General features: G+C 32.8%; 11 protein-coding genes. 8 read left to right on the top strand and 3 right to left on the bottom strand.

The window, feature by feature from the left end; genetic code table 11:
- Positions 1 to 265 precede the first annotated feature (265 nt).
- A complete protein-coding gene (locus tag J2W95_RS01725) occupies positions 266 to 967 on the top strand; it encodes a hypothetical protein (protein WP_310003301.1) in 702 nt (233 codons plus the stop codon).
- Positions 968 to 990: 23 nt separating this feature from the next.
- Here the strand turns inward: J2W95_RS01725 and J2W95_RS01720 are convergent, their stop codons facing one another.
- Positions 991 to 1,521, bottom strand: coding sequence for a hypothetical protein (locus J2W95_RS01720; protein ID WP_310003299.1), 531 nt, complete (start codon positions 1,519 to 1,521; stop codon positions 991 to 993).
- A gap of 113 nt (positions 1,522 to 1,634) precedes the next feature.
- On the bottom strand, positions 1,635 to 2,777 hold the full coding sequence (locus J2W95_RS01715) for a DUF3179 domain-containing (seleno)protein (protein WP_310003298.1): 1,143 nt from the start codon (positions 2,775 to 2,777) through the stop codon (positions 1,635 to 1,637).
- A gap of 204 nt (positions 2,778 to 2,981) precedes the next feature.
- Here J2W95_RS01715 and guaA point away from each other — a divergent pair, with 204 nt between their 5' ends.
- From guaA to yidC, 7 genes are all read left to right on the top strand, one after another.
- Positions 2,982 to 4,511, top strand: coding sequence for a glutamine-hydrolyzing GMP synthase (guaA, locus tag J2W95_RS01710; protein ID WP_310003296.1), 1,530 nt, complete (start codon positions 2,982 to 2,984; stop codon positions 4,509 to 4,511).
- Between the two features lie 62 nt (positions 4,512 to 4,573).
- A complete protein-coding gene (locus J2W95_RS01705; RefSeq protein WP_310003294.1) occupies positions 4,574 to 6,475 on the top strand; it encodes a muramidase family protein in 1,902 nt (633 codons plus the stop codon).
- Between the two features lie 65 nt (positions 6,476 to 6,540).
- Entirely contained in the window at positions 6,541 to 8,523 is a 1,983-nt protein-coding gene (locus J2W95_RS01700) for a LysM peptidoglycan-binding domain-containing protein (protein WP_310003292.1), read from the top strand.
- Positions 8,524 to 8,588: 65 nt separating this feature from the next.
- The gene (locus J2W95_RS01695; RefSeq protein ID WP_310003290.1) at positions 8,589 to 8,990 is read left to right on the top strand and encodes an OsmC family protein; all 402 of its coding nucleotides are present in this window, start codon (positions 8,589 to 8,591) and stop codon (positions 8,988 to 8,990) included.
- A gap of 83 nt (positions 8,991 to 9,073) precedes the next feature.
- Complete coding sequence (locus tag J2W95_RS01690; RefSeq protein ID WP_077377026.1) at positions 9,074 to 9,304, top strand: DUF3820 family protein; 231 nt, start codon at positions 9,074 to 9,076, stop codon at positions 9,302 to 9,304.
- A 167-nt stretch (positions 9,305 to 9,471) separates the two neighbouring features.
- Complete coding sequence (locus J2W95_RS01685) at positions 9,472 to 11,085, top strand: CTP synthase (protein ID WP_310003285.1); 1,614 nt, start codon at positions 9,472 to 9,474, stop codon at positions 11,083 to 11,085.
- A gap of 126 nt (positions 11,086 to 11,211) precedes the next feature.
- The gene (gene yidC / locus J2W95_RS01680; protein WP_310003283.1) at positions 11,212 to 13,104 is read left to right on the top strand and encodes a membrane protein insertase YidC; all 1,893 of its coding nucleotides are present in this window, start codon (positions 11,212 to 11,214) and stop codon (positions 13,102 to 13,104) included.
- Positions 13,105 to 13,199: 95 nt separating this feature from the next.
- On the opposite strand, the gene J2W95_RS01675 is transcribed toward yidC, so the two are convergent.
- Positions 13,200 to 14,168 (bottom strand): fasciclin domain-containing protein, encoded by a 969-nt coding sequence (locus J2W95_RS01675; RefSeq protein WP_310003281.1) that lies wholly within the window; start codon positions 14,166 to 14,168, stop codon positions 13,200 to 13,202.
- Positions 14,169 to 14,241: the final 73 nt, after the last annotated feature.

The raw sequence follows: 14,241 nt of genomic DNA, 5'->3' as shown, positions 1-14,241 counted from the left end.
GCCTGTTAATTAGATGGTATGTGATAAAAATGCAATTGGAGTTTTATTATTGCTAAGTGAAAACGATTTTTATTTTCAGTGATGAATGAAATGAAAAGAAAGTCAAGGCTTAGTAGAATCTAAAGAATAATTTTAGCTTTATTTTTTATGATTCCTAAGTTTCTCACCATTACATATCAAATTTAGAATTTCTTAACAACTCAAAGGGAATAAATTATGTTAGTTTTGTGATTTTATAATCACTCTTTTTTTATTTTTGAGGAAAATGTTTTTAGATATAAAACCTACTTTTTTTGATACTATGAAACAACTTTTATTTATTTTTCTGATAGGTTTTTCAACTTGTACGTATGCTCAATTTGAGTCCAGTACAAAGTTCAAAGGGATTCCACCAGTAAATATAAAGCCAAAAGAAAAGAAGGCTACCCCTCCAATAGACTCTTCTGTGATTATTCCTCCCAATGTATATAAAAGTCCAAATGTGCAGTCACCTCCTAATGCTGTTTCGGATTATAAACTAAAAGTTAAGAGTGAGATTTCCATGATTCCAAAGAATGAGTTCATTAATCCTGGGGATGAGGTAAAAGACAGATTGAATAAAAAGACCGACCGTCAGGAAGGAGTTGCTTACCGTCGCAATCAGAATTTAGGTACTTATAAATCTACTTCAGAATCTGCCAAAGTAATGTATAGAGATGCTCAATATGTAGATGGTGATTTAATTAGGGTATATTTAAACGGAGAGGTTATTCAATCCCAAGTGTATTTAGATAGTAATTTTAAAGGTTTTGAAATTGCTTTGCAAAAAGGGTTCAATAAAATTGATTTTGAAGCATTAAATCAAGGTGATTCTGGCCCCAATACAGCCGAATTCAGAGTTTATGATGATAAAAAAAATCTAGTTTCGGCTAGTGAATGGAATCTTGGGACAGGTTTTAAAGCTACTATTATTATTGTCAAAGAATAGTTTTATTTTTTTTAGCGAAAAGATTAAAAAGGATCGGCTGTAACTTTAAATTTCATATCTGCTTTTATAGTTGTCTCTTGTGTCAAGGTTTCTTTTGTAGTTACAGATGTTCTTATTTTATAGCTTGAAGCCTTGATGTATTTGTCTAATTTTTGAGAAGTACACGTTAGATTAAGCACATTTGTGGTTGAACTGATATTATCCAGAAATGCCAATTCTATTTCGTCATTGGCATTCGTGGAAATAAACATGTGAACCGATTTTAGAAAGCTAAATGTTTTATCGGCAGGACTTGTAATCGTCAATTTTAATTCTTCCAGTTTTACATCTTTGACTAGATCTACATTTGTGTTGTTATTCTTAAATTCTGTGGTAGAATTGGTTGTAACATCTGGAGTAGCAGCTTCAAAAGGAGTGTTAAAAGGCAATCCACTATTTACTGTAAATGTAGTTTGATCTGAAATAGTAAAGGTTAATAATTTGTCTACTTCATTGCATGAAACCGTAATAATTAAGGCTAAAATAACTAGAATTGAAAATTTCTTTGTTTTCATTTAAGGTAAAAGTTTATGATTTGGAGTTTTTTGCAAATCTAATGGATATACAATCTCATCTTTTAACGGTTTAACTCTTAAATTAGTATAACAAAAGGAGTTGGAACAAGAAATTATTTCAGTGTCAATGGATGAAAAGTTTTCCAGCTATGCCAATATTCTTGATACGCTTTTATGGATTTAAGTTCATTGATTAAAGGGTTTGTTGATTTTCCAAGAAATGTGTAGCTGTTTTGTCCATCATTTAACTGATTGTCTTTCAAAGTGAATTTTTGTTCTTTGTTGTTTCTTTCTAATACAATAAAACTCTTTTTATCATCGGCTAAAACCAATACAATAGGTTTGTTGTTGATTACATCATAAACGATTCTTTTTTTGACAAAATCATTCCAGTCATAAGCTTTACTCTGATTATCAAACGTAATCCCAACAACCCATGATTTATCTTTCCATGAAAGTGTATCTCTTCTTGTTAAATTTCCTTTTCTTTTTCCGGATTCATAATTACTCAAGCTGTCGTACTCCGTTTTGAAGTTTTTGTCAACCTGCATGATTAAACTTTTTGGGTTTAAGGCGAGCCATTTGTTTAATGACATTTGATTGCTTTGTAACTCTGGTAAAGATTGGCCTTTTAATGTACCCGCAATTGCTTCTCCAGTTGCTTGCCTCCACCAGCTTTTGGTTGTTTTGTCTTCAAACATAGCGTTAAAATGATCCATACCCACTAATCGAAAAGTTTCTTTTTTACCATTTACAATCGGTTCAAAAACACGGCCAGTTCTGCAAACGGTGCAATAAGTTACAAGTATAGGATGTTGTGCAATAGTATCAAACACTTGGTGGTGGTATCCTAAAAATTGTATTGGATAAGCTCTGGATTCTCCTTTGTAAGTGATACCAATTACTATTCGACTTGTATCTACTTTACTTTTTGAAGCGTCACTCATTTTTAGATTATTTGTTTGATGAAACATTGAATCTGCTGCCATGACATAATTTGTAGCATATCCAATTCCAATAACGATAACTAAAAATATAAGGGAGAAAATTTTTGATTTTTGAAAAGCAGCTTTGAAACCATAAAGTAACATCAGAATAAAAACTATTCTAAAAATCCATCTCCAAGAATATAAAAAATAGGCCAAATCGATACTGTTCATTTCTTGACTCCCAGGCATTGGCATAATAAAATAAACATTTGCAATTTCAAATAATAATAACCCGAGTATGCCGAAATAATAGATTTTTTTTGCCATAGCGTGTAGATTTGGTTTTAATTAATAGCAGGTTTTGGTTTTTTATAATTAGTTGTAAATTGGATAATCTTTGTTTTTTGTTGCTTTTTCTTGAATTTATTGAGCTCTTTTCTCTAAAACAAAGAAAAGTTATTCGATAAAAATAAAATAAAATTTTTTCAAAATACAATTTTTCAATTCCGAATATATAAAGTATTTTTGCGCATGCAACACAACGTACTTATTTTAGATTTCGGATCGCAATATACACAGCTTATTGCGCGTAGAGTTCGCGAATTAAATATATTCTGCGAAATTTTTCCTTACAATCATTTTCCGAGTGATTTATCAAGTTATAAAGCCGTAATTCTTGGAGGAAGCCCTTTTTCTGTTAGAGGAGAAGATGCACCACATCCAGATTTATCACAAATTAGAGGTAAGCTTCCTATGCTAGCCGTATGTTACGGAGCACAGTATTTATCTCATTTTAGTGGAGGCGAAGTAGCAGCTTCTAATACGAGAGAATATGGTAGAGCCAATTTATCTTATATAAAAGAAAATGAAATTTTCTTTGAAGGTGTTTCTGAAAACAGTCAAGTTTGGATGAGCCACAGTGATAGTATCAAAGCATTGCCTACTAATGGAGTAAAATTAGCAAGTACTCACGATGTAGAATTTGCTGCTTACAAAATCGAAGGAGAAACAACTTATGCTATTCAATACCATCCAGAAGTTTTTCACTCTACAGATGGATCAAAAATGTTGGAGAATTTCTTGGTAAAAATTGCAGAGGTTCCTCAAAATTTTACACCAGGTGCTTTCGTTGAAGAAATCGTGGCTGAAATGAAAGAAAAAATCGGAAACGACAAAGTTGTTTTAGGCCTTTCAGGAGGTGTTGATTCAACAGTAGCAGCTGTTTTATTACATAAAGCGATTGGCAAAAATCTGTATTGTATTTTTGTAAACAACGGATTGCTACGTAAGAATGAATTTCAAAGCGTTTTAGATCAATACGAAGGAATGGGATTGAACGTAAAAGGAGTTGATGCTTCTCAACGTTTTTATGATGCCTTGGCTGGAGTTACTGATCCAGAATTGAAAAGAAAAGCAATTGGTAATGCCTTTATCGAAGTTTTCGATGACGAATCACACAAAATAGAAGATGTTACTTGGTTAGCACAAGGAACTATATATCCTGACGTAATCGAATCGGTTTCTGTAAAAGGACCATCGGCAACTATTAAATCACATCATAATGTAGGTGGTTTGCCAGATTATATGAAATTGAAGATTGTTGAACCTTTGCGTATGCTTTTCAAAGATGAAGTACGTAGAGTAGGAGCAACTTTAGGAATTGATCCAGAATTATTGGGAAGACATCCTTTTCCAGGACCTGGATTGTCTATTCGTATTTTAGGAGACATTACTTTAGAGAAAGTACAAATTTTGCAAGATGTAGATAAAGTTTTTATTGACGGATTGAAATCTTGGGGATTATACGATAAAGTTTGGCAAGCAGGAGCTATTTTGTTACCTGTTAACAGCGTTGGAGTAATGGGTGATGAGCGTACTTACGAAAAAGTTGTTGCCTTAAGAGCCGTAGAATCTACAGACGGAATGACCGCAGACTGGGTACATCTTCCGTATGAATTCTTAATGAAAGTTTCTAATGATATTATCAATAAAGTTAAAGGGGTGAATCGTGTCGTTTACGATATTAGTTCAAAACCACCTGCAACAATTGAGTGGGAATAGTAATTTTTTTAACATTAAGTCGTTACATTTGTAACGACTTAATTGTTTAAACCTACTTATTTATGAAAGAATTTTCAAGATTTCTATTGTTTGTTGCTTTTGTATCAAATGTCTCTTTCGGACAGCAATCTGTAACTAAGCATTCAGTTTTAAAAGGCGAAACAATCCCCCAAATCGCTCAAAACTACAAAACTACACCTTCTGAAATTTATAGATTAAATCCAGAAGCACAAAACGGAATTTCAGAAAACCAAATACTGAATATTCCAGAATTACTCCCCCAATCCCCAAATTCTATTACACATACTGTTGCGCCAAAAGAAACATTGTTTGGATTGGCAACAAAGTATAATGTCAAAGTTGAAGCCATTCAAAGTGCCAATACGGTTGTTCTTGCCAATGGTTTACAAGTTGGACAGCAATTGATTATTCCACAAGATAATACTCAGAAAATTGATTCCGCTGTCGCAAAAAATACTCATTTGGTTCAGCCAAAAGAATCATTGTTTAGTATTGCCAGAATTTATAATGTATCTGTAGAAGATTTAGATAAAGCCAATTCGGCTATTTTAAAAGACGGTCTGCAGGTTGGACAAGAAATTAAAATCCCAAATAAAAAGAAAACGCTTGATGGTAGAGTGAGAGTTATCAATGCCGAAACTGTTTTTTATGTGGTAAAAGCCAAAGAAACTAAGTATTCGATAGCGAAACAATTTGGAATTACCGTACAACAATTGGAATCTCAAAATCCAGAAATTGTAAACGGATTGACAGAAGGAAATAAATTGGCAATCAATGTAAAAGAAGTGAAGCCAACCAACGAAAATGAAGAGTTGATGCTTGCTTTGGCAGAAAAACAAGTTGTTGTTGAAAAATCCAAAGCGAATGCCAAAGAAATCAATAGCCTTAAAGAAAAACTGGTATTACAAGAAGAAATAAATCAAAAGGTGATTAATGTTAATGGTCTTTTGGTGAATTTAAAAGAAATTGATAATACAAAAGAAGGTTCAGCCGAAAAACTTAAATTGGTTTTGGAGGCAAATAAAAATATTCAGGAAATTCTTTTGGTTAAATTGGATTCATTGGTAAAAACGATGGGTAAAGATTTGAATGAATTGAAAAAAACAGAATTGGTCGATCTTGATGAATCTATTCGTTTGCAAAAAATATCCAATGAGAATATCCAAAAGACAAATGAATTGTCATTACAGCTTAAAAAGCAATTGGCAGAAAATAGAAAAGTATATTCTGGTTTGATGGACAAAGCGGAGCGAATTGTTGTGGAAGAGAACCTAGAATACAAGAAAAGTATTAGAGAAAACAGTAAAGCAAAGGCCGATCAAAAGCAAGTAAAATTTACTCCAGTTGATTTGAAAAACATGGAAATGGAGCAGCAAACTCGCGATTTGAACAATATGAAGTTGATCACAAAACTAGATTCCTTAAATAATGAGAGTAAATCAGAATTGAAATTACATATCAGTAAGGCAACTTTTTATAGCAAGCAAGCTCGATTGTTTGATGATAATTTGGCTAAATTAAAAAATCAAAGTTATCAGAATAAGGCTTATGAGTCTCAAACTAAGGCTAAAACAGGAGTAGCTTCTAAGTCACTTACTTTGGATCAAATTAAAAAAGAATTAGCAAAGAATCCAGCTAAAGCTAAAGCAATCAAAATTGAAAAAGTTGAAGGGATTAAAGATATTATGCCTGGATATTATGTTGTATTGGGGAATTTTCAAGTGGCAAGCGAAAGAGATGCTTTTATTAGGAAATTAACTGATTCGGGTTCGTTGGATGCTAATTTTTTCTACAATATGAATATACTTTCATATTATGTCTATTCAAAAACATTTGCGACAAAAGAAGAGGCGCAATATGAGTTTGTACAAAAACAAGGAAAACCACTTTTTGAAAAAATGTTTCTTGCTAATATAATTTCGGAGAATTCAATTAAGGAATAAATTAACAACTACCGAAGGGGTATTTTACCGTAAACACAGTATTTTTACTGAAATTTAAAACACAGATGAAGTCTATTAATATGAATTATTTTTCAATACTTTTTTTTACTATTTTATTTTCAGTGACCTCCGCTTTTTCGCAAGAAAAAATAGAGAAGTATGTTGTTGTTAAAGGAGAAACGGTTGCTCAAATAGCCCAAAAGTTTAAAATCACTCCTTATCAAATTTATAAACTAAATCCGGATGCACAAAATGGATTGAAACCCAATAGTGTATTGTTGATTCCCGTAAGTAATGGGAAAAATTATGTGGCTCCAACAAAACCTGTACCGCAACAGCCGAAAACAGTTATACAACAACCAAAAACACACTTGGTACTTGCTAAGGAAACTTTATTTAGTATTGAAAAGAAATACGAAGTAACTGATGAGGCTTTGAAAAAAGCTAATCCAGATCTTGAAAAATATGGTTTACAGATTGGTCAAGTTTTAAATATCCCTTCCAAAAGCAGCGTAAAAGTTCCAGTTGCAGCAAAGAATGTAGCAGTTTATCATACTGTACAGTCAAAAGAAACTAAGTATTCGATAGCAAAGAAATACGATATCACTATTGAAGAATTAGAAAGAAAAAACCCTGAGATTGTGAGCAATTTGACTGTTGGTTATGAGCTGTTGATAAAAGGAAACGGATCTAAACCAGTTGCTAAAGTTGCTGCAGCTGAAACAAAAGTTGTAAGTGAAAAGCATGTAGCAGTTAGTGTTCCTGAACCAGTTCAATATATTGATTATACAGTGAAGCCTAAAGAAACTTTTTATAGTTTGTCTAAAATGTTTGGGTTGACACAGCAGCAATTAATTGAATTGAATCCAACTTTATCAGCAGGTGTTCAAGAAGGAATGGTTTTGAAAGTGCCTTCAAAATCAAATCAAATTGCGGCAAATTTTGCAAAACAGAAGGTGGTTTTAACTCAAAAAAGCAGTCAGGACAAGAAGACTTTGGTGTTGTTGTTTCCTTTTAATATTGCCAAAAATGGAGGAGATACCATCACTTCAACAGTTAATCGATTGAATAATGATAAATTTCTAAATATGACTTTAGATTTTTATTCGGGTGCAATGATGGCAATAGATTCTGCTAAACAAGTTGGTGTTTCAATGGATGTGAAAATTTTTGATTCTAATGAATCTAAAACTACTTCAAATGTTTCTTCTGTTTTTAGTGATAATAATCTTGCCAATGCAGATGCGGTAGTTGGGCCATTTTATCAAAGTAATGTAGAAAGGACAGCTAGTTTACTTGTCCAAAACAATGTACCGGTGATTTCACCATTGTCAAAAGATGCGGGCGATCTAATTCCAAACTTATATCAATCTATTGTATCGACAACTGTTATGAAAACAGCCATGTTTGATTTTATGAATGCTAAACAAGGTAATGTAATAGCAGTGATTGATAAGAAAAAAGAAACAATCAGAAAGTATATTTTGGATAATCAAGCAGCAGTAAAAATAGCACCATTGACTCCTACAGGCGGTTTGAATGTGGAAAGTTTTAAAGCATTATTGGTAAGAAACCAAATGAATTATGTTGTTTTGGAAACTGCCAACACTGGTATGATTAAATACACTATAAACACGATGCTTTGGGCAATGGGTAACGGATATCAGGTGCAATTGGTTATTTTAGAGCCTAATGAAACTTTGGATACCGATGAAATCAGTTTTGAAAATTTGACTAAACTGCATTTGATGTATCCTTCTGCAACTCGTGAAAATAATTCTCCAGAAGCTCAAGTATTCATGCAGAGTTACAGAAAAAAGAATAAAGTCAATCCAAGTACCTATGCTATTCGTGGTTTTGATATTACTTTTGATACGATGATGCGTTTGTCACAAGATAAAACCTATCAGGAAACTGCCGAAACGATGATAACTGAACAAGTTGAAAACAAGTTTGAATATCATAAAAATGAAGAAGGCGGATATGCTAATAAAGGTGTTTATATTCTGTATTATGACACTGATTTGACTATTAAAGAAGCGAAATAGTGTTTAGGCTGCAGAATCTAGATTGCAGATACAGATAACTCATAATCCATAATTTAGAAAAAAAAATGACTTCAAAAGTAACTTATTTAGGAGATTTACGAACTTCATCTGTTCATATACAATCCGGCAGTGAAATCTTGTCAGATGCTCCAGTTGACAATAACGGAAAAGGAGAAGCTTTCTCTCCAACTGATTCGGTTGCGAATGCTTTGGCTACCTGTATGATGACAATAATGGGGATAAAAGCAAGAGATATGAGTATTGATTTTAAAGGTTCGACTGCTGCAGTTACCAAAATTATGAATGCTGAGCCTAGAAAAATTGGTGCGATCGAAATTGTTTTTGAAATGCAAGGTGTGACAGAACAAAAAGACAAAACTATTCTGGAAAGAGCTGCAATGACTTGTCCAGTTTTCTTAAGTTTGAATACGGATATTGAGAAACGAATTACTTTTAATTGGAAATAATAAAATTGAGAAAATAGAAAACAGAGTATAGAATAAAGATTTCTTCATTACATCTATTCTCTATTTTTTATTCTCTTATAAAAATGGATCAAAACCAAAAACAACTCATAAAATTAGCCCACACCAAAATGCCTTTTGGTAAGTATGAAGGCTGGTTTCTTATTGATATTCCAGAGTATTACATTGTGTGGTACAGTAATAAAGGTTTCCCAAAAGGAGAACTGGGTGAACAATTGAAATTAATTTATGAGTTAAAACTTAACGGGCTCGAAGAATTAATTCGGAACATAAAAAAGAAGTACCCAAAACCTTAATTGGAGTGTTAATTTATTAGAATTTTAGATGGTTAGATTAAAGTTGTTTGCTAATTAGCCAATAATCTAATAAGTCTAAAATTCTAATAATTGGACAGTCTACTATTCCAATTAAATTTGTACTTTTGCCACGTTTTTTACATAACTACAATACAAACAACAACAGAATGAATCAAACGAAATATATTTTTGTTACAGGTGGTGTGACTTCTTCTTTAGGAAAAGGAATTATAGCGGCATCTTTGGCAAAATTGTTACAGGCAAGAGGATATAGAACGACTATTCAAAAATTTGACCCTTATTTAAATGTTGATCCAGGAACCTTGAATCCTTACGAACACGGCGAGTGTTATGTAACGGATGACGGTGCAGAAACAGATTTGGATTTAGGGCACTACGAACGTTTCTTGAATGTGCCTACTTCTCAGGCTAATAATGTAACTACTGGTAGAATTTATCTTTCTGTAATAGAAAAAGAGCGTAGAGGAGAATTTTTGGGTAAAACGGTTCAAGTTGTACCTCATATCACCAACGAAATCAAAGATAGAATGCAATTACTAGGTAATTCTGGTGATTATGATATTATTATTACTGAAATTGGAGGAACTGTTGGAGATATTGAATCGTTACCTTATATCGAATCAGTTCGTCAGTTGGTGTGGGATTTAGGTGAAAATAATGCAATTGTTATTCATTTAACTTTAGTTCCTTATTTGGCTGCAGCGGGTGAATTAAAAACGAAACCAACTCAGCATTCAGTTAAAACTTTGATGGAAAGCGGTATCAAAGCTGATATTTTAGTTTGTAGAACAGAGCATGAGATTTCAGATGAAATTCGTAATAAATTGGCTTTGTTTTGTAATGTAAAAAGAGAAGCAGTTATTCAATCTATTGATGCTTCTACAATTTATGAAGTGCCAAATTTAATGTTGGAAGAAGGATTGGATGTTGTTGCTTTGAAAAAATTGGATTTACCTAAAAAAGCAGCTCCAGATTTAAAAAACTGGAATACGTTCTTACGTAGATTAAAATTTCCAAAACATACCGTTAATATTGGTTTGATTGGAAAATATGTTGAAATGCAAGATTGTTACAAATCAATTCTTGAGGCTTTCATTCATTCAGGTGCTGCTAATGAAACCAAAGTAAATGTAATTTCGATACATTCAGAATTTATAGATGCTGAGAATATTAAAGAAAAATTATCGGGATTAGATGGAATTCTTGTAGCTCCTGGTTTTGGGGAAAGGGGAATAGAAGGTAAAATTGAAGCTATTCGTTATGCTCGTGAAAATAAAGTTCCATTTTTTGGAATTTGTTTGGGAATGCAAATGTCAATTATCGAATATTCTAGAAATATATTAGGATTAGCGGATGCCAATTCTACCGAAATGAACGATAAAACCAAAAATCCTGTAGTGAATTTGATGGAAGATCAAAAAACAGTTACAGATAAAGGAGGTACAATGCGTCTTGGAGCATGGAAATGTGAAATTACACCAGATTCATTGGCGTACAAAATTTACGGAAAGACATCTATATCAGAACGTCACCGTCATCGTTATGAATATAACAGTCAATATGTTGAACAATTGCAAAAAGCAGGATTGATTTCTTCAGGTGTTAATCCTGATACGGGTCTAGTAGAGATTGTCGAATTAGCAGACCATCCTTTCTTTATTGGTGTACAATACCATCCAGAATATAAAAGTACTGTAGCGAATCCGCATCCTATTTTTGTGAGTTTTGTGGCTGCAGCTGTTAAAGCAAAAAAGAAATAAAAGTTTAGAATTAGATTATTTGGCATAATAGTTGTCTAAATGTGTAACATTAAGATATTTTGATGACTAACGGAATCAGTTTCTAATTTATCTAGATTAGAAAGACGTAAACAACAATAAATAAAAATGGAAGACAAAAAATTAGACCTTAACTCGGTTATAGGTATTGTGTTGATTATTGGTATTTTTCTTTGGATGATGTACCAAAACAAACCTTCAGAGGCACAACTTGCTGCAGAAAAGGCTAAAAAAGAATTGGTTGCAAAAGAAGCGCAAGCTAAAGCAGTAGCCGTAAAATCTGTTGAAACTCCAGCGGCTATTGTAGCCGGTGATTCTACTCAATTGGCCGGATTGCAAAAAACATTGGGTGGTTTTGCTTATTCTGCGACTTTACCTTCAGCGAAAAATGATGTTACAACAATCGAAAATGATTTTGTTTTATTAAAAATCGCAAACAAAGGTGGTTACATTGTTGAAGCCACTTTGAAAAATTTTGAAAAATTCGAGAAAAAATCAGGAAAGTTGGTTTCTTTGATAAAAGACAACAATGCCGATTTGAATATTCAATTGCAAACTAATGACAATAGAGTTTTAAATACTAAAGACTTGTATTTTGAGCCTACATTGACGAAAGTTGGTGCAGATCAAATTCTTTCTATGAAATTGAAAGCTGGTGCGAATGAGTATTTGGAATACAAATATATTTTGAAACCAAAAGATTATATGGTTGGTTTTGATGTTCGTACCCAAGGTTTGAACAAAGTTTTGAATACATCTAAACCATTGGATTTGCAATGGGATTTGAAAACGTTCAGAAGCGAAAAAAGCATTTCATATGAAAATAGATATACTGAGATTCGTTTTCAATATGAAGAAGGCAAACATGATTATGTTGCCGATGGAGAAAACAAGGAAGAATCACCTGAAAAAGTTGATTATATTGCGTTTAAGCAACATTTTTTCACGTCTATTTTGTTGACCAATACTCCTTTTGTGAAAGCATCTTTAAAATCACATAAGTTGGTTGTGGATGAAACAAAAGATACAATTTTTACAAAAGACCTTAGAGCAAATGTTCCTTTGGCTTTCCAAAATGGAGAACTAGATTATAAAATGAGTTGGTATTTTGGACCGACTGATTATGCTACTTTGAAGGCTTATGATAAGGATATAGAAAAAATCGTTCCGTTGGGTTGGGGTATTTTTGGGTGGATTAATAAATTTATCTTTATTCCGTTATTCGGGTTTTTAACGGGTGGGATTTCTTATGGAATAGCGATTATCATTTTTACGATTCTTATTAAAATAGCAATGTCGCCTATTACTTATAAATCATTCTTGTCTCAAGCAAAGATGAAAGTATTAAGACCTGATATTACTGAATTGGGAGAAAAATTCAAAAAAGACCCAATGAAAAAGCAGCAAGAAACCATGAAGCTGTATAATAAGGCGGGTGTAAATCCTATGGCAGGATGTATTCCGGCTTTGATTCAGATTCCGTTTATGTATGCTTCGTTTCAGTTTTTTCCATCTGCTTTTGAATTGAGACAACAAGGTTTCCTTTGGGCAGATGATTTATCTTCATTCGACTCGATTTATAAATTGCCTTTCCATATTCCATTGTATGGAGATCATATTAGTTTGTTTCCAATTTTGGCAGCTGTTGCGATTTTCTTTTATATGAAAATGACATCTGGCGATCAACAAATGGCAGCTCCTCAGCAAGAAGGAATGCCGGATATGGCTAAGATGATGAAAATTATGATTTACGTTTCGCCAATCATGATGTTGATTTTCTTTAACACTTATGGTGCGGGACTAAGTTTGTATAACTTTATATCCAACTTGATTACTATCGGAATTATGTTTGTAATTAAAAACTACATTGTAGATTCAGATAAAATCCATGCTCAAATTCAAGAGAATAAATTGAAAGAGCCTAAAAAGCCAGGTAAATTCCAGCAGAGATTGCAAGAAGCTATGGATCAGGCTGAAGCTCAAAAAGCAAAAAAGAAATAAAAAAAGAAATCGAATGTAAATAGAAAAGCTCCTTGTAAAATAGGAGCTTTTTCGTTTTTAACAAATTACAATTAACAACCAATTAAATTCATTTATTAAAAAGTGGGTAATAAAACTTTATCTAAAACGTGAATTATTCCATTAGAACATTGGACATCAACTGCAATGATATTGCAATTTCTTCCGCTTGCATCCAATAAACGGGTAGGGGTAAATTTTACGGTAACATTTTGCCCAGAAAAAGTTGTTACAACTTGGTCGTTTGTCAATTGTTTTGATTCTACATTCGCGCCAGCTACTACATGATATTTTAATGTTTTTTCCAATATATTGGCTGGTATTGCAGATAATCCAGAATAACCAGTTTCTGTCAAGAAAGCTCCAAATGCATCATTTGTTGGTGCGAAAACGGTAAAAGGAGAACTTGTTGTTCCAGATAATATTCCCGCAAAGCCAGAGGCTGGGTTATAAGTCAATGCAGCTACTAATGTGGTGAAGTTTGGGTTGGCAATTGCATGATCCACAATAGTGGGAAGCCCTATCACTGCATCAATAACATGAATAACTCCATTTGTTGCCATTATATCGGCGGTGACAACTTTGGCTACACCATTTAGTTTTACGCCAGATGAAGTATTGACATACATGCTTAGAGTGTTGGTTGTTGATGCTCCACCTTTGGCAAGAGTTTTAATGTATCCCGATGTTAAATCGGTAGATTTTACTTTGCCACTTACTACGTGATTTAGTAATATTTGTGTCAAAGCTTCTTTTGGCACGTCTTTAATAGTTGCATAAGGTGTGGTTTTAAGAAAAGCTGTAAATGCGGCATTTGTTGGGGCAAATACAGTATATGGCCCAACTCCTTTTAATGTTGTTGCTAAATCTGCTTTGGTTAATGCTTCAACTAATATTGAGAAATCGGCTTTACTTGAAGCAATTCCTGTAATAGTATTATCCGTAACAGGTGTAGTAGTTGTGTCATCATCATTGTTACATGAGGTACCGATGATTATTAAAAGTGCTAAAGCTATTGCCTTTTTGAATTTAAATAGATTTTTCATAATACTAATTGTTAAGTGTTGATTATTAAATGGTTATTACTTAACAAAGCTAATTATAATTATTTATTTTGTT

The sequence above is a fragment of the Flavobacterium granuli genome, assembly GCF_031456055.1.
GTDB classification, from domain to species: Bacteria; Bacteroidota; Bacteroidia; order Flavobacteriales; family Flavobacteriaceae; genus Flavobacterium; species Flavobacterium granuli_A.
Note: the sequence above shows the minus strand (reverse complement) of the source record. Positions and strands in the feature narration are given on the sequence as shown.

Excerpts from the sequence above, each read along its gene's own strand:
- J2W95_RS01725 (WP_310003301.1), top strand. The coding sequence starts at position 266 with ATGTTTTTAGATATAAAACCTACTTTTTTTGATACTATGAAACAACTT.
- J2W95_RS01720 (WP_310003299.1), bottom strand. The coding sequence starts at position 1,521 with ATGAAAACAAAGAAATTTTCAATTCTAGTTATTTTAGCCTTAATTATT.
- J2W95_RS01715 (WP_310003298.1), bottom strand. The coding sequence starts at position 2,777 with ATGGCAAAAAAAATCTATTATTTCGGCATACTCGGGTTATTATTATTT.
- guaA (WP_310003296.1), top strand. The coding sequence starts at position 2,982 with ATGCAACACAACGTACTTATTTTAGATTTCGGATCGCAATATACACAG.
- J2W95_RS01705 (WP_310003294.1), top strand. The coding sequence starts at position 4,574 with ATGAAAGAATTTTCAAGATTTCTATTGTTTGTTGCTTTTGTATCAAAT.
- J2W95_RS01700 (WP_310003292.1), top strand. The coding sequence starts at position 6,541 with ATGAAGTCTATTAATATGAATTATTTTTCAATACTTTTTTTTACTATT.
- J2W95_RS01695 (WP_310003290.1), top strand. The coding sequence starts at position 8,589 with ATGACTTCAAAAGTAACTTATTTAGGAGATTTACGAACTTCATCTGTT.
- J2W95_RS01690 (WP_077377026.1), top strand. The coding sequence starts at position 9,074 with ATGGATCAAAACCAAAAACAACTCATAAAATTAGCCCACACCAAAATG.
- J2W95_RS01685 (WP_310003285.1), top strand. The coding sequence starts at position 9,472 with ATGAATCAAACGAAATATATTTTTGTTACAGGTGGTGTGACTTCTTCT.
- yidC (WP_310003283.1), top strand. The coding sequence starts at position 11,212 with ATGGAAGACAAAAAATTAGACCTTAACTCGGTTATAGGTATTGTGTTG.
- J2W95_RS01675 (WP_310003281.1), bottom strand. The coding sequence starts at position 14,168 with ATGAAAAATCTATTTAAATTCAAAAAGGCAATAGCTTTAGCACTTTTA.